General features: G+C 56.1%; 18 protein-coding genes and 1 pseudogene. 6 read left to right on the forward strand and 13 right to left on the reverse strand.

Translation table 11 applies throughout. The features are described from left to right. Positions 1-30: 30 nt before the first annotated feature. The 3 genes from AC6ROY_RS06895 to AC6ROY_RS06905 form a co-directional block, all read right to left on the reverse strand. Positions 31-828 (reverse strand): peptidylprolyl isomerase, encoded by a 798-nt coding sequence (locus AC6ROY_RS06895; protein ID WP_500099425.1) that lies wholly within the window; start codon positions 826-828, stop codon positions 31-33. A gap of 88 nt (positions 829-916) precedes the next feature. Next, positions 917-1,300 (reverse strand): glycine cleavage system protein GcvH, encoded by a 384-nt coding sequence (gene gcvH, locus AC6ROY_RS06900; protein WP_500099426.1) that lies wholly within the window; start codon positions 1,298-1,300, stop codon positions 917-919. Between the two features lie 109 nt (positions 1,301-1,409). After that, positions 1,410-1,958: a peroxiredoxin gene (locus AC6ROY_RS06905; protein ID WP_500099427.1), complete on the reverse strand. Its 549-nt coding sequence runs from the start codon at positions 1,956-1,958 to the stop codon at positions 1,410-1,412. A gap of 455 nt (positions 1,959-2,413) precedes the next feature. Here AC6ROY_RS06905 and AC6ROY_RS06910 point away from each other — a divergent pair, with 455 nt between their 5' ends. Continuing rightward, positions 2,414-3,805, forward strand: coding sequence for an aldehyde dehydrogenase (locus AC6ROY_RS06910; protein ID WP_500099428.1), 1,392 nt, complete (start codon positions 2,414-2,416; stop codon positions 3,803-3,805). A 101-nt stretch (positions 3,806-3,906) separates the two neighbouring features. On the opposite strand, the gene leuB is transcribed toward AC6ROY_RS06910, so the two are convergent. Next, complete coding sequence (gene leuB, locus AC6ROY_RS06915; RefSeq protein WP_500099429.1) at positions 3,907-4,986, reverse strand: 3-isopropylmalate dehydrogenase; 1,080 nt, start codon at positions 4,984-4,986, stop codon at positions 3,907-3,909. 220 nt (positions 4,987-5,206) lie between these two features. Between leuB and AC6ROY_RS06920 the strand changes: the two genes are divergently transcribed. Together AC6ROY_RS06920 and AC6ROY_RS06925 are read left to right on the forward strand one after the other, a co-directional pair. Continuing rightward, positions 5,207-6,979: a YcdB/YcdC domain-containing protein gene (locus AC6ROY_RS06920; protein WP_500099430.1), complete on the forward strand. Its 1,773-nt coding sequence runs from the start codon at positions 5,207-5,209 to the stop codon at positions 6,977-6,979. A gap of 199 nt (positions 6,980-7,178) precedes the next feature. Beyond that, positions 7,179-8,384 carry an aminotransferase-like domain-containing protein gene (locus tag AC6ROY_RS06925; RefSeq protein ID WP_500099431.1) on the forward strand — a complete coding sequence of 402 codons (1,206 nt, stop codon included), beginning with the start codon at positions 7,179-7,181 and terminating at the stop codon, positions 8,382-8,384. Positions 8,385-8,657: 273 nt separating this feature from the next. Here AC6ROY_RS06925 and AC6ROY_RS06930 read toward each other — a convergent pair whose 3' ends face one another. The 4 genes from AC6ROY_RS06930 to ilvB all read right to left on the reverse strand — a co-directional run bounded on the left by AC6ROY_RS06930 (position 8,658) and on the right by ilvB (position 13,889). Beyond that, the gene (locus tag AC6ROY_RS06930; RefSeq protein WP_500099433.1) at positions 8,658-10,205 is read right to left on the reverse strand and encodes a 2-isopropylmalate synthase; all 1,548 of its coding nucleotides are present in this window, start codon (positions 10,203-10,205) and stop codon (positions 8,658-8,660) included. Between the two features lie 184 nt (positions 10,206-10,389). Continuing rightward, positions 10,390-11,382, reverse strand: coding sequence for a ketol-acid reductoisomerase (gene ilvC, locus AC6ROY_RS06935; protein WP_500099434.1), 993 nt, complete (start codon positions 11,380-11,382; stop codon positions 10,390-10,392). 285 nt (positions 11,383-11,667) lie between these two features. Next, positions 11,668-12,150, reverse strand: a complete 483-nt coding sequence (ilvN, locus tag AC6ROY_RS06940) for an acetolactate synthase small subunit (protein WP_500099435.1) — start codon at positions 12,148-12,150, stop codon at positions 11,668-11,670. Next, positions 12,147-13,889 (reverse strand): biosynthetic-type acetolactate synthase large subunit, encoded by a 1,743-nt coding sequence (ilvB, locus tag AC6ROY_RS06945; protein ID WP_500099436.1) that lies wholly within the window; start codon positions 13,887-13,889, stop codon positions 12,147-12,149. The genes ilvN and ilvB overlap by 4 nt, the downstream gene beginning before the upstream one ends. Positions 13,890-14,492: 603 nt before the next feature. On the opposite strand from ilvB, the gene AC6ROY_RS06950 reads away from it, so the two are divergent. Further along, the gene (locus tag AC6ROY_RS06950) at positions 14,493-15,644 is read left to right on the forward strand and encodes a metallophosphoesterase family protein (protein WP_500099437.1); all 1,152 of its coding nucleotides are present in this window, start codon (positions 14,493-14,495) and stop codon (positions 15,642-15,644) included. 181 nt (positions 15,645-15,825) lie between these two features. Here AC6ROY_RS06950 and rplT read toward each other — a convergent pair whose 3' ends face one another. From rplT to AC6ROY_RS06975, 5 genes and pseudogenes are all read right to left on the reverse strand, one after another. Then, a complete protein-coding gene (gene rplT, locus AC6ROY_RS06955; protein ID WP_500099438.1) occupies positions 15,826-16,185 on the reverse strand; it encodes a 50S ribosomal protein L20 in 360 nt (119 codons plus the stop codon). A gap of 55 nt (positions 16,186-16,240) precedes the next feature. After that, the gene (gene rpmI, locus AC6ROY_RS06960) at positions 16,241-16,444 is read right to left on the reverse strand and encodes a 50S ribosomal protein L35 (protein ID WP_341418130.1); all 204 of its coding nucleotides are present in this window, start codon (positions 16,442-16,444) and stop codon (positions 16,241-16,243) included. Positions 16,445-16,471: 27 nt separating this feature from the next. After that, positions 16,472-16,969: a translation initiation factor IF-3 gene (gene infC, locus AC6ROY_RS06965; RefSeq protein WP_500099439.1), complete on the reverse strand. Its 498-nt coding sequence runs from the start codon at positions 16,967-16,969 to the stop codon at positions 16,472-16,474. A 444-nt stretch (positions 16,970-17,413) separates the two neighbouring features. Further along, positions 17,414-18,649, reverse strand: coding sequence for a glycosyltransferase family 2 protein (locus AC6ROY_RS06970; protein ID WP_500099440.1), 1,236 nt, complete (start codon positions 18,647-18,649; stop codon positions 17,414-17,416). Between the two features lie 413 nt (positions 18,650-19,062). After that, positions 19,063-20,309 (reverse strand): annotated as a pseudogene (locus AC6ROY_RS06975) (glycosyltransferase family 4 protein). 290 nt (positions 20,310-20,599) lie between these two features. On the opposite strand from AC6ROY_RS06975, the gene AC6ROY_RS06980 reads away from it, so the two are divergent. Together AC6ROY_RS06980 and AC6ROY_RS06985 are read left to right on the forward strand one after the other, a co-directional pair. Beyond that, positions 20,600-21,127 carry a phosphatase PAP2 family protein gene (locus AC6ROY_RS06980; RefSeq protein WP_500099441.1) on the forward strand — a complete coding sequence of 176 codons (528 nt, stop codon included), beginning with the start codon at positions 20,600-20,602 and terminating at the stop codon, positions 21,125-21,127. An 80-nt stretch (positions 21,128-21,207) separates the two neighbouring features. Beyond that, a complete protein-coding gene (locus tag AC6ROY_RS06985) occupies positions 21,208-22,377 on the forward strand; it encodes an MGDG synthase family glycosyltransferase (RefSeq protein ID WP_500099442.1) in 1,170 nt (389 codons plus the stop codon). Positions 22,378-22,388: the final 11 nt, after the last annotated feature.

The following is a 22,388-nucleotide window of genomic DNA, read 5'->3' on the forward strand; positions in this document are numbered from 1 at the left end:
GCTTTTGTGTCCACCTGTTTGCTTTGCCGCCTACTGCTCCTGAATCTGGATCGACAGCATCTTGACCGGCTCCAGCGGCGCGCTTGGTTCGCCGGAAGCATTGGGTTGAACGGGCACAGCCGCAATCGCCTGCACCGTCTCCATCCCCGCGCTCACTTTGCCGAAGATCGTATAGTTCGGGCTCTGATTCAGGCTCACGCTGTCTGTGCCCGTACAGATGAAAAACTGGCTGCCGTTTGTATCCGGCCCGGCGTTAGCCATCGCCACGATCCCCGGCTCATAGGTGTGTCCGTTGTCCAGCTCATCCGCGAATCTGTAGCCTGGGCCGCCGCGCCCGGTCCCGGTCGGATCGCCGGTTTGAACCATAAAGCTCTGAATAATGCGATGGAACACCACATCGTCATAGAAGCCGTCCTGAGACAGCCGGACGAAGTTGTTGACCGTTTGCGGCGCATCCTTGGCGAACAAGTCGATGACTATCGGCCCCTTCGACGTTTCGATCGTAGCTGTATACGTCTTGGCCGGGTCAATCGTCAGCTCCGGAGGCTTCGTATACCGGCTGCCGACCCAGATGGTATCGCGTTTTCCGTCATATTGCACAGCCTTGCCCAGCGCTTCGCTCATAAACCGCAGCGGCACATAGGTCGTTCCTTCATAAATAAACGGCGTGCCTTCGGCCGGCTTCTTCTCCTTGCCGTCGAACATAAACCGCAGCTGCTTCGCATATACCTCGATCTGCTGTCCTCCGGCTGCGCTAACGCCTGCAGCAGCTGTCAGCACAGTGCCGATCACCAGCCCGATCGCCGTATATTTAAGCTTTTCTTTCATCCGGATTACCTCCCATGAGTGGCCTTTTCAGAGAAATGCAGGTACACAAGCTTGATGAAAAAAAACCTCGCCGCAGCAAGGTTGTCCATTATTCATGCGCGTACGTTTGTTCGTAACGGGCCGCGTCCCATAAGCCGTCCAGCTCGGCGGGCTCAGCCATTTCAAGCGTCAGCACCCAGCCCTGATTGTAGGGGGACATGTTGATCAGGCCCGGATTGGAGCCCAGCTCACGGTTGATCTCAAGCACTTGGCCGGTCAGCGGCGCATACAGCTCCGTGACGGTTTTCACCGACTCCATGCTGCCGAGCGGCTCGCCTGCTACCAGCTTTTGCCCGATTTCAGGCAGCTCCATAAACACAATGACGCCAAATTCCGCCTGGGCAAAATCCGTCAAACCGATTGTTGCCCGGCTGCCTTCGCGCCGTACCCAAACATGATTTTCACTGTACAAATACGTTGGAACGATGTCCATCCAAAGTTAGCCCCTTCCTGGTTCAGCGCCGATCAGGCGCTTTGCGTGCAAAAACCCCCCAGTCTGCCGGGAAGCAGACCGCGGGGTCCTATGTTAGGCAAATGCCGGCTTATTTCGCCACCAGATGCTTGTCGCCTTTTTTCCAACCGATTGGGCACAAACCGCCGGATTGCAGCGCTTCGAGCACGCGGTACGTTTCTTCAACGCTGCGGCCTACGTTGTTGTGGTGAACAACCTGGTATTGCAGCTCGCCTTCAGGGTTGATGATGAACAAGCCGCGCAGCGCGATGCCTTCATCCTCGATCAGTACGCCGTAGTCGCGAGCGACGGATTTCGTCAAGTCGGAAGCAAGCGGGAAGCTCAGCTGACCCAGGCCGTTTTGATCAACAGGCGTGTTGATCCAAGCGCGATGGGAATGCTTGCTGTCTACCGATACGCCAAGAATTTCAGCGTTAACCGCTTTGAACTGCTCTGCTGCATCGCTGATTGCCGTAATTTCAGTCGGGCAAACAAACGTGAAGTCCAGCGGATAGAAAAACAATACGAGCCATTTTCCTTTGTAATCGGACAGGGAAACTTTGCTGAAATCCGAGCCGTCACCCAGTGCTGTTTCCATTGTAAAATCCGGAGCCGGTTTACCTACCAAACGTTCTGCCATATCGTTTAATTCCTCCCAATTGATAATTATTATCACAAGACAAATCGTAACACCAGACGATAATAATGTCAAGATTAAAATTATTATTTATTTATAATAATTCTAATCTAGTTTATTTTCAGTCTGCTGGCACACGAGTTGACTTCATTACTGCTTGTCCAAATTATACCATGACTCCCGGTGTCTGAACATAGGACCGTTTCGCTCAGTCCGAGGGCTCGCCGAAGACAACCAACATGCGCCTGAGAAACGGAGGCTCCGCAGCCAAGCTGAGAGCCGGAACACGATGCAATCGACCCAAGCTACTGTAACCATTCGGACTGCCTTCATGCGCCGGCTACGGCGCTCTGCGCTCGGTCGCAGCGTTTGAACCGGACACTCATTCGCCGTACAATAACAGCATAGCCATATAAGTTGAGCTTGATTCGATTCAATTCGAGGAGGCCGGATTTCCGATGATTCCACTACCCCAGGACCAGCTGCAGCACATGCAGCAGGAGCATAAAGCTTTTTTCCACGCGGGCCATACCCGCGATCTCAGCTTCCGTCTTGCGCATCTGCGCAAGCTGCAGGACGTGATCAAGCGCGAGGAAGCAAGTCTGACCGCCGCCCTCCGTCAAGACCTGCGCAAGAGCGAATTTGAGTCATTTACGACCGAGATCAGCTTTGTTCTGCAAAGCATCCGTGAGACGTGCAAGCAGCTCCGACGTTGGGCCAAGCCAAAACGGGTCAGGACACCGCTTCATTTACTGCCGTCCACCAGCCGGATTTTGAGCGAGCCTTACGGCACTGTGCTGATCATCGGCCCGTTTAACTACCCGTTTCAGCTGGTCATCGAGCCGCTGATCGGAGCGATCGCCGCGGGAAACTGCGCCGTGCTCAAGCCTTCGGAAAGCACCCCCGCCGTAACCGCAGCGATCAGGCGCATCATCGCCGAAACCTTCGACGAGGCGTATGTGCGGGTCGTCGAAGGCGAGAAGGAAACAACGTCCCTGCTGATCAACGCCCCCTTCGATTACATCTTTTTTACGGGCAGCGTGCCGGTCGGCAAAATCGTCATGGCCGCCGCAGCCAAAAACCTCGTCCCGGTCACCCTGGAGCTTGGTGGCAAAAGTCCGGTTATCGTCGATGAAACCGCCAATCTGGAGCTGGCCGCCAAGCGGATCATCTGGGGCAAGCTGACCAACTCCGGTCAAACGTGCATCGCTCCCGACTATTTGCTCGTTCAGGAATCCGTCCGCGACGCGCTGATCGCCCTGATGAAGGCAGCCATCGTCAGCTTCTATGGTCAGAACGCCTCCGCCAGCCCGGATTACGGCCGCATCATTAACGAGCGGCAATTCGACCGGCTGGCCGCGATCCTCGCGGCGGATCAGTCGCGGATCATCTACGGCGGACATACCGTACGCGAAGATTTGTATATCCAGCCTACGCTGCTGCTCGCTGAGTCGTGGGAGGATGCGGCTATGGCTGACGAACTGTTCGGACCGATTTTGCCGATTCTGACCTTCAGGCGGCTGGAGGAAGCGATTCAGATCGTCCGGGAGCGGCCCAAGCCCTTGGCGTTGTATTTGTTCACGAAAAGCAAGCCGACCGAAGATCAGGTCATGGAGCAGCTGTCGTTCGGCGGCGGGTGCATCAACGATACGATTATGCATGTCGCCAATCCGCATCTGCCCTTCGGCGGCGTCGGGCCGTCCGGTCTCGGGGCGTATCACGGCAAGCACAGCTTCGACGTGTTCTCCCATCAGAAAAGCGTCGTGAAAAAAAGCACCCGGCTGGAGCTTGGCGTTGTGTTCCCCCCTTACGGAGAAAAGCTGAAATGGGTGCGCAAGCTGCTGAAATAGCGACCGCTTGATCGTCCCGCTTTCGTTTGAGCAGGGGCAAGCCGTTAGTAAAGGAAAGACCTTAACTTCCACATTCGCGTGGAAATTAAGGTCTTTGCGATTTATTTGCGAACAGCGTTTACGATCAGATCGCCCATCGCGACCGTGCCGATCGCTTGGCTCTTGTCGACCGCGATATCGCCTGTACGGTGGCCTGCGTCCAGCACTTCCTTCACAGCGCGCTCAATCGCGTCAGCTGCCTCGTGGTAGCCAAACGTCAGACGATACATCAGGGCTACGGACAAAATGGTCGCGATCGGGTTCGAGATGCCTTGTCCGGCAATATCAGGAGCGGAGCCGTGCACCGGCTCGTACAAGCCAAATGCTCCTTCGCCAAGCGAAGCGGAGGACAGCATGCCGATGGAACCGGTCAGCATCGCAGCTTCATCGCTCAAAATGTCGCCGAACATATTTTCAGTCACGATGACATCGAAGCTGGACGGACGGCGCAGCAATTGCATCGCGCAGTTGTCAACCAATACATGCTCCAGCTCAACATCCGGATACTCCGGCGCGATCCGGTTCACAACCTCACGCCACAGGCGGGACGTTTCCAGCACGTTTGCTTTATCGACGGACGCCAGCTTCTTGCGGCGGGTGCGGGCGATATCAAACGCCTGGCGTACGATGCGCTCCACTTCCGTTACGTTGTATACACATGTATCGACAGCTTCTTCGCCTTGCGCGCCTTCGCGACGGAGCTTTTCACCGAAGTAAATGCCGCCTGTCAGCTCGCGCACCACGATCAGGTCCGTGCCTTCCAGCACTTCAGGCTTCAGTGTCGATGCGTCCTTGAGGCAGTCGAACACATTCGCAGGACGAATGTTGGAGAACAAGCCCAGCGCCTTGCGGATGCCAAGCAAGCCTGTTTCCGGACGCAGCTCCTTCGGATTGTTGTCCCATTTCGGTCCGCCAACGGCTCCGAGCAGCACAGCGTCTGCGCCTTGGCACAGCTCCAGCGTTTCTTGCGGCAGCGGCGTGCCCTTCTCGTCAATCGCGATTCCGCCAAACAAGCCGTGTTCGAACTCAAACCGGTAGCCAAACAGCTCCTCGGTTTTTTTCATCACTTTGATGGCTTCAGCCACAACCTCAGGGCCGATTCCGTCGCCGCCGACGACGGCGATTTTTTTCACGTCTGTCATTTCCTGTTCACTCCCACTCATTGTCGATTCCCATCTTTCATTAATACCACATTTGCTGACCGTTTACAAAGATATAAAAGCTATGGTCTTCATAGACGATACCTATAGGTCTATTGGATTCGATTTGCACCAACGGAAACCTTCCTTCCTCCCGTCTCGTCTAGTGTAGCAAGAGCTTGCCTGACCTAAAAAATCGACTTGGACTCAGGAGGTACACAAGATGCATAACTTATGGAAGCTATTCACCCAGGAGGAGGAAGCAGCGGCTATGCCCGCCGCAGAAATGGAGCGCAGATTGCAGCTGCGAGCCAGACTCAAGGCACAGGCTCTCGCCACCTTTCCCGTGCCTGCATCGTACAAGCTTGTCATCGACACCTATGAAGAAGCACGCCCCGGATGGGAGCCGCATGTTTCCTTCGTCTGGATGAAGCCAGGGACGGAAGACGGAATCACGATGGAATTTTCCGAAGCGGGCTTGCTGCTGGCTTACTCGCGCGATTGGACCGACCTGGACCCTCGCAACGGCGGCAGCCCGCTGGCGGAGCTGGACGGCAGCTTGGACGCCGACGCCGCTTCTCAGGTCAGCCGCTGCCGTCTGCTTGCCGAAGCGTTCGTCAGCCGGCATTGGCCGGACGCTCTGGAGCGTTTCTCCCCGCTTGGCTGCGAGCAAACGGAAGAAGGCCTATTGTTCCTGTACGGGCAGCAGGCGGCGGGGCTGCCATTGCCCCGGTCCGGCTTCCGGGTGCGCGTTCATCCCAGCGGCGAGATCAGCGACTTCCGCATGCTTGGCGAGAAGCCGAAGCCGGAGCCTCCCGCCCGGCTGGCGCAGCCTGACGATGTTCGCCGCTGCATGGCGGAAGCGCTGGAGCTTGAGCTGGGACTTTGCACCGTAAGCAGCTATTATTTCGCGGAAGACTATGGGCTGCGTCTCGTGTATGAATCGACCAAGCTGCCTCACCGGCTGCCGGCGGATGAAGACGAATTTCGCGCAGCAGCAGCTAGATGGCAATCCCCGCAGGAGACAGCGCCCGCTCACGATTCCGACGCTTCCGACGCTTCCGAGCATCCTCCTGATGGACAATCATCGGACGAGGAGCTTGCTTCGCCCTGGACTCCCGTTCCCCCGCGTACAACGAGCCTGGAGCCGCTGGTCTATCCCGATGAACGGCTGCTCGCTTTGCTCGGTCTGAAGCTGGCGGACTATGAGAAGCTGCGCGAGATTAAATCTGAAGACAAGCTGTCCGTCGTTTGGCGGCGGCGGGACTGGGCCGCAAGGACGGAGCACGCTGTCCACCCGCGGCTGACGACCAGTCAAACGAACCCGTCTGCTCAACAAGAGCTGACGATCGGCGCTTTTATGCGGGAACGCTCAGAGGACACGATCAAGCTGCAGGTAGATCCGAACACAGGGCAGCTTTTGTCGCTGATGCAGTTTCAGGCGCTTGCCGGGCCGCTGCGCCTCTCCCGCGCCGACTGCTTGGGCCGTGCGCTGGACTTTCTGGCCGTCATCAATCCCGGGCTGGAGCCTTACCTGTGGCTGCAGCAGCAAGCGGAAAATCCGGACTCAGACCTGGATTCAGAGTCTCCTACGGCCTCTGACTTACACGCAGACTCGGACTCCGCGACCAGTTCGGACCTGGGCACAGAAGCCTTCCATTTCCAGCTCCGCAAAACCGAGCAGCTGCAAACGATGGAGATGATTCATATCGGGGTGAGCCGTTCCACCGGATGGATTACCCATCTGATGTGTCCGCCTCTGCGCGCGGAGGCGCTGGACGCCGTACCTGCCGCACCGCTGGTCTCTGCCGAGGAAGCGCGCCGGATTTTCCTGGATAACCTCGACCTGCAGCTGGAATGGGCGCCGGAGCGCTCCGACAAAGCGGACTCTCCAGGCTACAAACTGATGTATAAAATTGTTCAGCGCGGCACCGGGCATGAAATCCGCTGGCTGGATGCGGCAAATGGCCGGATCATCGGCGCCAAGCCGCTGTAGCTCCGATTCGATGCCCTTACGGCCGTCTGACTAGTTTGTCTGGGCCGTCTCTCTCCGCATGGAACAAAAGTATGCAGGCGGACGGAGCGGACCGTTACTTTCCCGGTTGTCATTGGCGCGGTAAAGGATTAAAATAATGTTAAACCCTTTCAACCGTTGAAACCGGTGTAATTTCTATCCGCCAAAGGAGTCCTCACAGATGAAATATCGCTTCTCCGAAACGATTGACAGCTTCAAATCGTCCGCTGTTCGTGAGATTCTCAAGCTCACCCAAGGACGTTCCATTATTTCGCTCGCGGGCGGCTTGCCTAATGAGCAGTATTTCCCGGTCGAAGCGGTCCGCGATGCGTTCGCCCGTGTATTCGATCGCGGCAACGGCGTGCTGCAATACGGGTTGACCGAAGGCTATACGCCGCTGCGAGAAAGCATCTCCAAACATTTGGCCCGCAAAGGCATTCAGGCCGGCATCGACAATATGCTGCTGACGACAGGCTCCCAGCAAGCGATCGACCTGCTGACGAAAATTTATGTCGATCCGGGCGACGTCATTCTTGTCGAAAAGCCGACCTATCTGGCTGCTATTCAAGTATTCCAGTCGCATAAAGCGAAGCTGGTCTCTGTCGAAGGCGATGCGGACGGCATGGACCCGGCAGATTTGGAACGAAAAATCAAGCTGCACCAGCCGAAATTCGTTTATGTGATCCCGACGTTCGCCAACCCGACAGGTAAAGCGTGGAGTCTGGAGCGCCGCCAAAGCACGCTTGATATTTGCAAACGCAGCAACGTGCTTATCCTGGAGGATGACCCGTACGGCGAGCTGCGCTTCGGCGAAGGCGAGCCGCTGCCGTCCATCTTCTCGCTTGGCGGCGAAGCAAACGGCAACCCGGTCGTCTACACAAGCACCTTCTCGAAAATTGTCGCGCCCGCGCTGCGCACAGGCTGGGTCGTTGGCGACCAGGAAGTCATTCGCCACATCGCCCGCGCCAAGCAAGCGGCTGACCTGCATTCCAGTACGATGGACCAGCAGGCCATCCACGAAATTTTCGAGGGCTTCGATATTTACGGCCATATCGACTTGATCCGCACCCAATATGAGCTGCGGATGCGGCAGATGATCGACCTGCTGGAAGCTCAGCAATGGGAGGGCGTGCGCTGGCTGGAGCCCAAAGGCGGCATGTTTGTATGGGTGGAAATGCCTGCCCATATTGACACTACCGAGCTGATGAAGTTTGCCGTCGAAGAAGGCGTTGCCTTCGTGCCTGGCGCCAGCTTCTACGCGGATGAACCGCAAACCAACACGATGCGTCTGAACTTCACGCATACCAATAGCGAAGAAATGAAAATCGCTTTCGAACGCCTCGATCGCGCCATTCAACGGTTCCAGGCGGCAAGCGTTCGCTCCTAGCTTCAGTTTCGCAGTCGTTAATACCTTGCAGTCCCGCTTAAAAAAGCTTCCAGCACCATGTCACCATGGGCTGGAAGCTTTTTTTGCGTCGACATTAAGCTATTCAATTGAACTTCCCTTACCCGCCAGAGCCGAACACAACAGGTCATTGTCCCGTCGATGCTCGAAAAGCCGGACCTCCCTCCTATGGGAGCATCCGGCTTCCGGGGTGCTGCGATTAGCCGGTCAAGCCCTTCCGTCAGGAATTAGCTGCTGCCAGCTTCTCTGCGTCCGCTAAACCGACGACACGTTGTCGCGGCTGCGAGCCGGCGACTTGCGCTTATCGATCAAACGATTGACCGCGTCCACGTAAGCGCGCGCGCTTGCTTCGAGAATGTCCGTGCTGACGCCGCGGCCCTGAACCGCATAGTCGCCTTGCTTCAGCACGACATGCACCTCGCCCAGCGCATCCTTGCCGTGGGTGACGGACTGGATCGAGTAATCGTCCAGCTCGACCTCTTCCTTGGTTGCTTTGTCGATCGCGTTGTAGATCGCATCAACCGAGCCGTTGCCGACGGCCGCTTCATCCAGCGTCTCGCCTTCCAGCGTCCGAATCCGGACGCTGGCCGTTGGCGTGGACTGGTTGCCGTACGACACATGAATCGTCTCCAGCGCGAATACCTCCGGCGTCTCGATCAGCTTCTCCTCGATCAGCGCGAGAATATCCTCGTCCGAAACCTGCTTCTTTTTGTCTGCCAGATCCTTGAATTTGGCAAACGCGACATTGATCTGCTCATCCGGCAGCGTATAGCCAAGCTCGACCAGCTTTTCGCGGAACGCGTGGCGGCCGGACAGCTTGCCCAGCGGCAGTTTGCCGCCCTTGAGACCGATCGTTTCCGGCGACATAATTTCGTAGGTCGTCTTTTCCTTCAAGACGCCGTCCTGATGAATACCGGACTCATGCGCGAAGGCGTTGGCCCCGACAATCGCTTTGTTCCCCGGCACAGGCATCGCAGTCAGCTTGCTGACCAGACGGCTCGTACGGGCAATTTCGGACAAGTTCAGCGAGGTTTTCGCCTGATAATAATCGAAGCGCGTTTCCAGCGCCATCGCGACTTCTTCAATAGCGGTGTTGCCTGCACGCTCGCCGATCCCGTTGATCGTGCCTTCGATCTGGTCTGCTCCGTTCAAAATCGCCGCCAGCGCATTCACCGTCGCCATACCGAGATCGTTATGGCAGTGCGTGCTGAGCTGAATTTTCTCGATGCCCGGCACCGTTTCCTTCAGCGTCTTGAAAATATTGCCGTACTCATACGGCGTCATAAAACCGACCGTATCCGGAATGTTCACAACCGTCGCCCCGGAACGAATCGCCAGCTCGGTCACCTCACAGAGGAAATCAAGCTCGGTACGAGCCGCATCCTCCGCCGAAAACTCAATTTTGCTGAAATATTTCTTCGCATACGTGATTGCGGCGGCTGCCGCCTCCAGTACCTGGTGCTTCTCCATCCGCAGCTTGTACTTGCGGTGAATCGGGCTGGTGGCCAGAAACAGATGGATGCACGGGTCCTCAGCGCCCTTGAGCGCCTCGCGAACCGCATCAATATCCTGCTCGCGGGAACGCGACAGTCCGATGACCGACGCCTGCTTCACCGCGCGAGCTACCGCGTTGACGGCGGCCAGGTCACCGGGAGATGCAGCCGGGAATCCCGCCTCGATCCGGTCTACGCCCAGCTTCTCCAGCTGCAGCCCAATCTCTACCTTTTCCTGAATGTTCAGGTTGACGCCCGGAGACTGCTCGCCGTCCCGCAGCGACGTATCGAATACATAAATTTTTCTCATGTCGGCTCACCCTCGCTTTACCCTAGATTTGTTGTCGCAGCGATCGACGGATTACGCACTGAAAGCACAAAAAGGTACGGCTCGAAAACGGACCGGCACAGCCGGGACTTCTCCCGTTCCGTTCCTGGCGCGCGTCGTCAAGCCGACCTTCCTGCCCTGCTAGCTAATCTGGGTTGCGGCGTTCTTATTTCTTGATCCAGTGCATCATTTCACGCAGCTGGGAACCAACTTGCTCCAGCGGATGCTCGGACTCCAGTCGGCGAGTTGCCGTCATGAAGGCATTGCCGGATTGGTTTTCCAGGATGAAGTCGCGTGCAAATTTGCCTTGCTGAATATCGGACAGCACACGTTTCATTTCTTTCTTCGTTTCTTCGGTGATGATGCGAGGACCTGTTACATAGTCGCCATACTCCGCTGTGTTGGAGATGGAATGTCTCATCGTAGCCAAGCCGCCTTCATACATCAGGTCAACGATCAGCTTCAGCTCATGCAAACACTCGAAGTAAGCCATTTCTGGCGCATAGCCAGCTTCAACCAACGTTTCGAAACCAGCTTTAACGAGCGCGGATGCGCCGCCGCACAATACAGCTTGCTCACCGAACAGGTCGGTTTCGGTTTCTTCACGGAAGGACGTTTCGATAACGCCTGCGCGCGTGCAGCCGATGCCTTTGGCATAAGCCAAGCCGAGCTCTTTCGCTTGACCGGTTGCATCCTGGTGGATTGCGATCAAACCAGGCACGCCGAAGCCTTCTACGTACACACGGCGAACCATGTGGCCCGGTGATTTCGGAGCAACCAGGAATACGTCTTTGTCTGCGGACGGATTGATTTGGCCGAAGTGAACGTTGAAGCCATGGGAGAACATGATCGCTGCGCCGTGCTTCAGGTTTGGTTCGATTTCGCTTTTATAAACGCGGGCTTGCGTCTCATCCGGCATCAAAATTTGCACGATGTCAGCCAGCTTAGTCGCTTCAGCCACGGAATACACATCAAAGCCATCGTTTTTTGCTTGTTGGAACGACTTGCCTTCGCGAAGACCGATAACAACCTTCAGACCGCTGTCACGCAGGTTTTGCGCTTGCGCGTGGCCTTGGCTGCCGTAACCGATAATTGCGATTGTTTTGCCCTTCAGAACGCTTTGATCTGCATCTTTTTCATAATAAGTGGTAACTGCCATGGGATAATAGCTCCTCCTTTAATTTGAAAACCCCGTGAGCGGGTGCGCAAGCGCACCACCCGCCTGACGCTTCCCGATTTGCATGCGGACTGCAAGGTCATCCGCTTGGGCACCCGCTCACCTGGCTTTAAAAGTCTTTGCTCAGTTCCTGCTTCGCTTCTGCACTGCCATAAAGCACCCTGCCGCAGCCCTTGCGCCGATCAGCGCCTGCGGCCGATTATACAACCGGCCTTTGCCGGGCCAAGCCGACTTTACAGCCGACCGGGCCCGTTCGGCCTGAGCCGCTTACTTGCCGCGAATCATAGCCGTCACGCCGGTACGGGACAATTCCTTGATCCCATACGGCTTGAGCAGCTCGGTCATGGCATCAATTTTATCAGAATCGCCGACAACCTGCACGATCAGCGAGGTAGGTCCGATATCAACGACCGCTGCGCGGAACGTCTCGACGACGCCGAGAATTTCCGGACGCATGCTTGGCTCGGCACTGACCTTAATGAGCGCCAGCTCGCGGGCAACCATCGGATTCGAGCTGAGGTCTACGACCTTGATCACATCAATCAGCTTGTACAGCTGCTTGGATACTTGCTCCAGCGTCTTATCGTCCCCGCTCGTGACGATAACCATGCGCGACAGCCCTTTTTCCTCGGACTCGCCAACCGTAATGCTCTCGATGTTGAAGCCGCGGCGGCCGAACAGGCCGGCTACACGCTGCAGCACACCGGGCTGGTTGTTAACTAAAACGGAGATGGTATGTTTGTCGTTCATTCCGATTCCCCCAGTAACATTTGGTCTATCGTCGAGCCTTGCGTAACCATCGGGAACACGTTCTCGTGCTTCCGAACGACGAATTCGACGAGAACCGGACCCGGTGTGTCAAGCGCCTCCTGCCAAGCGCGGCCAGCCTCTTCCTTGTTGGTAGCGCGAAGCCCCTTCACGCCGTAAGCCTCAGCCAGCTTCACGAAATCCGGGCTGCCTGCCAGATCGATATGGCTGTAGCGGTTATCGTAAATGATCTCCTGCCATTGACGAACCATACCAAGCACCTGGTTGTTGATGACGACGATTTTGACCGGAATTTTGTTAATCGCACAAATCGCCAGCTCCTGGGAGCACATCTGCATCCCGCCGTCGCCGTTGATCGAAACGACCAGCCGATCCGGATTGGCAACCTGCGCGCCGATCGCGGACGGGAAGCCGAAGCCCATCGTGCCGAGACCGCCGGACGTAATCCACGAGCGCGGCTTGTTGAACTTGTAGAACTGGGCCGCCCACATCTGATGCTGGCCGACATCCGTTGTCACAATCGCATCGCCGCGAGTCGTCTCATGGATCATCTCGATCACATATTGCGGCTTCAGCTCCGTGTCGGAATCGACGTAGCGCAGCGGATTATTCCGCTTCAGCTCCTGCACCTCGGCAATCCAGCTCTCGGACTTCGCAGGGCGCGCCTTCTGGTTCGCCAGCTCCAGCACCGTTTTGATGTCGCCGACAACCGGAATGGAGGTCGTTACAATTTTCCCGATTTCCGCCGGATCGACGTCGATATGAACGATTTTTTTCGCCTTCGGCGCAAAGCCGTTCACCTTCATCGTCACCCGGTCGTCAAACCGCGCGCCGATTCCGATCAGCAGGTCGCAATTTTGCAGCGCTATATTAGCCGCGTAGGTTCCGTGCATGCCCGGCATTCCAAGCCACAGATCGTTTGCGCTCGGGAACCCGCCAAGACCAAGCAGCGTCGTCGTGACCGGAATCTTCGTTTTCTCAACGAATTGAAGCAGCTCTTCGGACGCTCCGGCGTAGACAACGCCGCCGCCTGCGATAATCATCGGCCGCTCGCTTTCGGCGATAGCCTCCAGCATCCGTTCTACCTGCAGCTTGTTCGGCGTGACCGTCGGGTTGTAGCCGCGAATTTCGACCTTGTCCGGATAGTGGAACTCGACGAGCGCATTCGATACGTCCTTCGGAATATCAATCAGCACCGGACCTTTGCGGCCGGTCGATGCAATGTGGAATGCCTCCTTGATCGTACGGGAGAGATCCTTCACATCGCGCACCAGGTAGCTGTGCTTCGTAATCGGCATCGTGATCCCGGTAATGTCCGCTTCCTGGAACGCATCCGTACCGATCACCGACGTTGCTACGTTGCCCGTAATGACAACCAGCGGCACCGAATCCATATAAGCGGTCGCAATCCCGGTCACCAGGTTCGTCGCCCCCGGTCCGCTTGTTGCAATACAGACGCCTGTTTTGCCTGTAGACCGCGCATAGCCGTCGGCTGCATGGATCGCACCTTGCTCATGCCGGGTCAACAAATGGTTGAAATTCGGATTGCCATGCATCGCATCGTAAATATATAAAACCGCCCCGCCCGGATAGCCAAAGACGCAATCCACATCCTCCAGCAGCAAGCTGCGAAGCAAAACTTCCGAACCGGTAATGACATCTGGCTTCAACAGCTCATCATGAAGCTGCTCTCTGGATTTTTGTTTGGTTTGAACGATCATGTTCATGTCCTCCTCTCATATTTTCGAACGCAAAATCTATGCAAAAAACCCCTCTCATCCCAGACGCAATACATGCGTCCGCGGGACGAAAGGGGTTGATCTTCCGTGGTACCACCCAGAATTTGTTAGATGCCTCACGGCAAATAACCTTAACAGGTAAAGAACGTCGCTAGCAAACGTTGCATTTACCTTCGGCACCTTAACGTGTGCCAATCCGATTTTCCCTACTAGCTGCGGCTGACGCAATCGCCGTACTTTTCAGGAAAACAGCTCCGAGGTGAGCTCGTAAACAAGGGATTATGGCATTGGTTTCAGCAAATCCAAATGCTCTCTGAACACAAGGGCCCTTGAAACTTCGTCCTCTTCATAGCCGTTAACTGGTGTTGTGCTTTTTTGTATTATATGATGAATCGGGCTGCACGTCAAGGGAAATCGACGGACCTTCTGTGTCAGTTCACGTCGAATAGGGTAAAGCCTACATACATCTGGAAGGACGAGGAATACGATGCAGCAATGTTAGGAATGCTTCCGTTAACGGGCTGCCGCCGTCAGTTCCCGCTGCTCCCTCCCCCAGGATATGCAGGAAAGAAAGGAGTGCAGCCGATGCACAATCTAGCTTTGTTTTTACTTGCCGTTCCGCTTCTGCTGGCAGGGCAGCAAACCGCCGCCCTCCCCCTGCCCGCAGGCGCTGTACCGGCTTCTCTAAGCGCAGCTAACGCCATAGCGCCCGGTACGGTTTCCATTGCCGGAATTGGCTCTGCGGCCGGACAGGCCGACTCTCCGAACGCCCCGGCGAACGCAGCTTCCGAACCTGCTGCAGCCTCACGCGAGCCGCTGCTCGCGTTCTCGGTGATTAGCGACCTGCATGTGGAGGCAGCGGACGACAGCGCCGGACGCAAGCTGTCCGCTGCGCTGGCTGATCTGCATCGTCTAAATCCGGACGCCGATGCACTCATTATGAACGGCGACCTGTCCAACGGCACCGCCGCCGATTACAAGCGGCTGCAGGCGCTGCTGCAGCAAGCTCCGCTGCCGGAGCATGTGCTCGCCACAATCGGCAATCATGAATTTTATAAAGCGTGGCTGGACAGCCGCAGCCGGTTCCGCAAGGAGCAATTCCCCAACGGAGAGACGGACGCCGCTTCCATCGGGCGATTTCTTGAATTTACCGACAGGGACCAGGTGTATACGGCCCGGACGATTCGCGACCACCGGTTTATTTTCCTTGGCTCGGAGCAGTACAGGCAATCCGACCCGGATAATGGCGAGGATGCCTTCCTGTCTGCGGCACAGCTAAGCTGGCTGCGCCAGGAGCTGCGGCAGGCTGCCGCGGCGGGCGGGACGCGGCCGAAGCCGATCTTTGTGTTTCTGCATCAGCCGCTGCCCTACACGGTTCCCGGAAGCGGCTATTATTTGAACACCCGCGCCATCGTGCAGCACAAGGAGCTGAAAGCGATCTTGTCCGCTTATCCGCAAGTGATTTTTTTCAGCGGGCATACGCACTGGGAGCTGAAGCTGCCGGACACGCTCGTCCGCGACGGGTTCACGATGGTTAACTCCTCGTCAGTGGGAGAACCGCTCACTGATCACGGACCGGACGGCGAGAAGCCGGTCGGCCCGGATGCGAGCGAAGGACTGTATGTCGAGGTATACGACGACAAGGTGTACATCCGCGGCCGCGATTTCCACGGCGAGCAGTGGATTCCGGAAGCTCAATTTACAGTGCCGAACACAAGCGCAAGCAGCAAGCCTTAGCTGCAAACAGCGGTAACGAGCAGCAGCGCTAACGGCGACACGTGTCAAGGTCTTTTGGGCAGGTGATCTGAAGGAAGTGCCGGACGCCACCTAACAACAGCCAACAACAGCCAAGCACGCAAAAAAGCCCGGTCTGACCGCATGCGATGCGGAACAGACCGGGCTTTTATCCAAACGCCAACTAGGCGTTTACTTTTTGTTTGGCAGCAGCAGCCAGGGAGTTGAACGCGTTGATGTCGTTGACTGCGAGGTCAGCGAGCATTTTGCGGTTCACTTCTACGCCAGCCAGCTTCAGGCCGTGCATCAGCTTGCTGTAGGACAAGCCGTTTTGACGAGCAGCCGCATTGATCCGAACGATCCACAATTTGCGGAAGTCGCGTTTCTTTTGACGGCGGTCACGGTATGCATAGAGCAGGGATTTCATAACCTGTTCTTTTGCTGTTTTAAATAATCTATGCTTCGAGCCAAAGTAGCCTTTAGCGAGCTTCAAAATTTTCTTGCGACGACGAGTGCGGATAAAGCCGCCCTTTACTCTTGCCATGACAATCTACCTCCAAGAATGTGTTGGGTAAAACAGATAACGATTCGAGCCGATCTTAGCCCTTGATGTTAGCCAGCTGTTGCTTCAGGCGGTTGACATCGCCAGCAGCCATAACCGGGTTTGTAGCAAGCACGCGCTTCTGACGGCCGGACTTGCCGGACAGCAGGTGGTTTTTGTATGCTTTGTACCGTTTTACTTTACCAGTACCTGTAATTTTGAAACGGTCTTTCAAGCTGCTGTGTGTTTTCATTTTTGGCATGGTGTGTTCCTCCTTAAAGAATAAAAGTTACTGTGGCTTCGGCGCCAGAATCATAATCATGCTCCGGCCTTCCAGCTTCGGTCTGCGCTCGATTACGCACAGCTCCTCTACTTCAGCTGCCATACGCTCCAACTGACGTTGTCCGATTGAGGCATGGGCAATTTCACGGCCACGGAAACGGACCGACAATTTTACTTTATCGCCTTCGTTCAGAAATTTTGTCACATTGCGCAGCTTCGTCTGGAAGTCATGCTCGTCGATCGTGGCGCTCAAACGAATTTCTTTCAGCTCCACAATCTTTTGGTTCTTGCGTGCTTCTTTTTCTTTCTTTTGCGATTCGTAGCGGAACTTTCCGTAATCCATGACGCGGCATACCGGCGGCTTGGCCGTAGGCGCAACGTTAACCAAGTCCATATTCAGATCCTGCGCGAGCTGCAGCGCTTCACGAATCGGCTTGATGCCCAGTTGTTCCCCGTCTGCCCCAATCAAACGAACTTCCTTGACCCGAATCTCGTCATTAATCATGTGCTCTGTACTGATAACCTGCCACCTCCAAAGGTAATGGCGCCCCTGTCCGGGGACGTGCCGTTATTATTATGGTGGACCGGCAGCAAACGTTGTAGTCCGAAGCTCCCCGATCCACAAAAAAGACGCAGGCGCTAGCGCCCACGTCGGTTTAGGTTCAAGTGATCGAATGTCCGCATCCCGTCCTCAGCCAAGCTGATCCGATGATCCTTGCGGTTTGTTCACTCTCATTCATAACCAGCCAACCAAAGTCGGGCAGGTGAGAAGCGGGCGCTTCTTCTTTCGCACCAAATCAATTTACCACATCTGTAGCTGCGAAGTCAAGCTCTAAATTTCGCGACCAGCAGCACAAGCTCATCTCCAACGTACGCGGGAGCGGCAAGGCGCCTGTAAGTCCGAAGCGTCGATTGCCGACAGGCTCGCTTCATGCACGGCCTGACGCGGCTAACCGGCTTGCTTGCTTTGCACTTCCTCCAGCCGGATGACACGGGTATGCTCCGTGTGGCTCCACTGCTTGTTGTTCTGGGTGAAAAAGGCATAAAACGTAATCGGCCACCACGACAGCATGTAGATCGGGAACGTGATCAAATATTTGTACGTTTTCAGCGGCGCCTTCTCCAGCACAAGCGCTACGACAAATTGGCCGTAGGACAGGATCGAATAAGCGGCAAAGGCAGCCGGAGCCAACTGGAACAACGATGTAAAGTTCTCGACATTCGGCATGATCAGGTTAATCCACAGCGCAATGGTCAGGATCGACGATACAAAGACAATGTATACATTAAGCGCATAAATCGCAGTGTCGATTTTCGTCCAGCTGCGGTCGCGAATCCCCGCCCACAGCAGCGGAAAAAAATAGCGGCGGCAGACGTCGAAGTGCCCCTGCATCCAGCGCAGACGCTGGCGGGCCGATGCCTTGAACGTCAGCGGCTTCTCGTCATACACCTTCGCGTTGTAGTTAAACGTCGGGCTGATGCCGCGCGCCACGCAGCGCATCGTAAACTCCAGGTCCTCGACAAGGCTTGTCGCGCCCCAGCCCATCTCCTTGAGCAGCTTCGTATCGAAGCACATGCCGGTACCGCCAAGATAATTGGCCAGTCCCAAATTCGTACGCGGCAGCTGCCACAACCGGTTGCAATACCAGTAGGTAACCGCATAAGCCGATGTAATCCAGGAATCATGAGGATTTTTCGTATCCAGATAAGCCTGAATCACCTGGGAGCCGTTGCACAGATCATTGTTCATATGCGTCAAGTAATCGGGATTCACCAGATTATCGGCGTCCAGCATCACAATCGCGTCGTATTGACGCGGCATTTTCCAAAGCTCCTTCAGCATCCACTCGATTGCATGGCCTTTCCCGCGAAGCTTGGGATTGTTGCGCTCGCAAGCGGTAGCGCCCAGCTCGCGGACGATCCGGGCCGTGCGGTCGGTGCAATTATCGCAAATAACGAATACGTCGTATAATTCTTTCGGATAATCCAGCGTTTTGAGATTTTCAATGAGCGCCCCGACAACCTGCTCTTCATTGTGAGCTGCGATCAGTACGGCAAACGACTTTTGCGGCGCATGGGTTACTTTTGTCTTGCGCCGATACCATCCGAAAAACGTCAGGATCAACTGATAGCCCCCGGTGATAGCCAGAAAAATCTGGAAACCAAGCAGGATACTGTCCAACATGAAACATCCCCCTTTTTTTGTATGTACCCCTTTTGTCTGTTTTGTTGCTTTGCATGGTTCCAAACGGATTCGATGGTGTCATCAAGATTGCGTGGGTCGCCGAATATGATTTTCCTCTCTTTGCCGCGATTTGTCAAAACCTCCATATCGCTTGTTTGAGTCAGTTCTTGATCATTTCCGGTTAAAAGACCGATAATTCCCCGCAGGTTCTTCGCCATCCATCTTTTTACGTCTTATTTTCATCGTTTTTCATTTTTTTTATAAGCCCGATCTGGAAATTTTTTTCTTCCAGGGCTTTGCTGAACAAACGATTGTCAGTTCAAGGCAATAGCTTCTTCCTGTCCGGCCCCGCCAGCCTCGGTCGCCGCCTCCAGGTAGCTTGCGTACAAGCGCGAGAAAATGGCGTCCCAGGATTACGCAAGGCTGTAGCTGCGGGCTTGCTCCGCCAATTGCGCGGCGTAGGCCCGGTCCCTGTACATTCGACAGGCCGCTTCGACAAAGGCGGCGGTGTCGCCCGGCGCACAAAGCCATCCTGTCCGTCCGTGTTCAATCGTGTCGGCGGCGCCTCCGGCATCCGCTCCGATCACCGGCGTGCCCGAAGCCATCGCTTCGAGAACGACATTGCCGAACGTCTCCGTCGCTGACGGAACAGGAACACATCGGCCGCCGCATACAAGGCGCTCAGCGCTTCTCCCTGCAGAAAGCCGGTAAACGTAATGTCCGCTTCACCTCCATGCCGCTCCAGCAGCGGCTTCAATAATCGGCCGTCGCCGACCACAATCAGATGGGCGCGGGTCCGCACTTCGTCCGGCAGCGATGCGAGGACGCGCAGCAGCACATCCATGCTTTTTTCCGGCGCAAGACGACCCACATCTAACAAGACGAATTCACCAGGGGAAATGTTGCGAGCTGCGAGTACGCTGTTGCGATCCGCCCGCGGCCGAAACCGGTCCGGCTGCACGCCGCGAGGCCAAATCTCCAGCTGCCGCAGCCCCTGCTCGTGCAAGTGCCGGCGGCAGGAAGCCGAGGGCACATAAACTTTCCGGCAGTCTTGGTGAAGCCATTGCATATATTTCCACAGCAGGGGCTCCATCCATTGAAGCCTGTAATAGCCCAGATAAGCGTCGAACTGGGTGTGATACGATGCAACCACCGGCACTTGATGCCGTTTCGCGTAGCTCAGACCTATAAGACCCAGGTTAAACGGCGTCGCCAGATGAATGAGATCCGGCTTGAACACACGCAGCGTTTTGCGCAGCTGGACAGGGTTCGGAATCGCCATGCGGCACTCCGGATACAGCAGGAACGGGACGCTGTAGAAGCGCTCCACTCTCCGCTGCTCCGCCTCCGGCTCGCCGGAGCTGCCGGGCGCAAACACCTTGCATGCTGCGCCTCTCGATTCGAGGTACTGCACCCAGCGGCCAAGCGTTTTGGCCACGCCGTTCACATCCGGCACATACGTGTCTGTAAACAGGGCTACTCTCATGAATAACCTCCTCCAAGCTTTGGTGAAACACCTCTTTGGTGATAAACAGGTGACAAATGGCTGACCAAGCGGCATTGGAAGCGTATTTATGGCGAAAACGAAACAGCTGAACAAACGCGATGGGTGAACGTACATGGATTTGGAGGAAAGATGCAAAAAGATGCAAACAAGCATCCAGCAAATTGAAGGGTTTGAGCGGGGCAGCAGCGTCTAATTCAAGAAAACCTTAAAAAATGGGTCTTTCCGCAGAGAAACTTCTAAACAGCTGACCTCGTACCATAGAGTGTATGCCAGCAGCAAGGCGGGAGCCTTACCTGCTTATCATAACGGACCACTGTTATCCCAGCATCAATTCAGCATTAAATATGCCGGCTGCTTTCGTTGATACTCCATTAACAATTGCCAGCTACAATAACTACAGAAACAATTTCCGTCAAGCACGTACCCGAGGAGGAGGGCTGAACGTGAGCCGTGTCGTCACCTGGTTGCAGCAGCATGAAACCCGGATGTTTTGCTTTGTCAATCAACGTATTCAACATAACGCCCTGAATCAGTTTTTTGGTCTGATTACCCACCTTGGCGGAGCCACCGCTTCGATCGTAACCGCCTTGGCTTTGGCGCTGCTCGGTGGAGGCGAATGGAGATGGGCCGGCATCCACTCTTGCGTGGCGCTGGCCGTCAGCCATTTGCCTGTCGCTATTATTAAGAAGAAATACCCGCGTCTGCGCCCTTATCTCGTCTTGCCGGACACCTTGACCTATAAAAACAAGCTGACCGACCATTCCTTTCCGTCCGGACATACGACGGCGATCTTCTCTACGCTTGTGCCGCTCATGTATGTATCGGTCTGGGCATTCGCCCTGCTCCTGCCGCTGGCTATGCTGGTCGGGGTATCGCGTATTTATTTGGGCCTGCACTACCCGTCAGATTGCTTGGCGGGCTGCCTGATCGGAACAGTAGCCGCCGCAGCCGCTGTCACCTTTATCGGCTAACGCCCCGCCCCCGCCGCGGCTGGCCGAGGCTCACCCTGCATGAATTTCATTTTCAATAGTCAGATGGAGGGAATTCGCTTATGCGCAAGAAAAGGATTTTGCTTTTATCCGAGGGCTTTGGCGCCGGACATACGCAAGCCGCGCACGCGTTATCCGACAGCCTGCGCAGGCTGTCCCCCCACATCCAGACGCGCGCGCTTGAGCTCGGCCGGTTTTTGCACCCGACGCTCGCCCCGCTCGTATTTAACGCTTACCGCAAAACCGTCTCCTCCCAGCCTCGCCTGTACGGACTGGTGTACCGGTCGCAGTATAAAAAAACGCTGAGCCGCGTCTCCCAGCTCGCGCTGCACCGCATCTTCTACGCGCAGACGGCGCTTGTGATCCGGCAGTTGCGGCCTGATCTGATCGTTTGCACGCACCCGTTCCCCAGCGCCGTCGTCTCCCGCTTGAAGCGCATCGGCCTGCAAGTGCCGTTATGTACGGTCATTACCGATTACGACGCACATGGGACGTGGGTCAGCCGCGAGGTCAATACGTACCTGGTGTCAACGCCGGATGTGCGGGAAAAGCTGCTCAGTCGCGGGGTAGCCGCCGACGCAGTCCGGGTTACGGGAATTCCGGTCCACCCGAACTTCTGGGAGCCGCATAACCGGGATGAGCTGCGCGCCCGCTTCGGGCTGCAGCCTTTGCCAACCGTGCTTGTGATGGGCGGCGGCTGGGGACTATTGAAGGACAGCTCCTTTCTGGAGCGGCTCGTACAGTGGAGAGAAAAGCTGCAGCTGATCATCTGTCTGGGCAATAATGAGAAGGCCAAAGCCGCGCTGCTGGAGGACGCCCGCTTCCGCCATCCGAATGTGCGCCTGCTTGGCTTTACAAAGGAAATTGACAAGTGGATGGATGTATCCGACCTGCTCATTACGAAGCCCGGCGGGATGACGTGTACGGAAGCGCTGGCCAAAGGTATCCCCATGCTGTTTTATGCGGCGATCCCCGGTCAGGAGGAGGAAAACCTGCACTACTTCCAGCAGCAGGGCTGGGGCGAAGCCATTCGCTCGCCGGAAACGGTCGAGCGCGCCTTCGGTCAACTGGTTGACGGCTATCCTCAGATGCAGGGTCGGCGGAAGCTGCTGAGCGAAGCGGGCGGCGGATACGATCCGCTCGACTGCTCCAGAGTTATTCTGGATATGCTGCGTGATCCGCAGCCCCGCTCGCAGGAAGCAGCCGGTACGAAGCCGGAGCAGCTGGCCTGACAGCTTGACGG

It is taken from the genome of Paenibacillus sp. sg306046 (assembly GCF_059821225.1).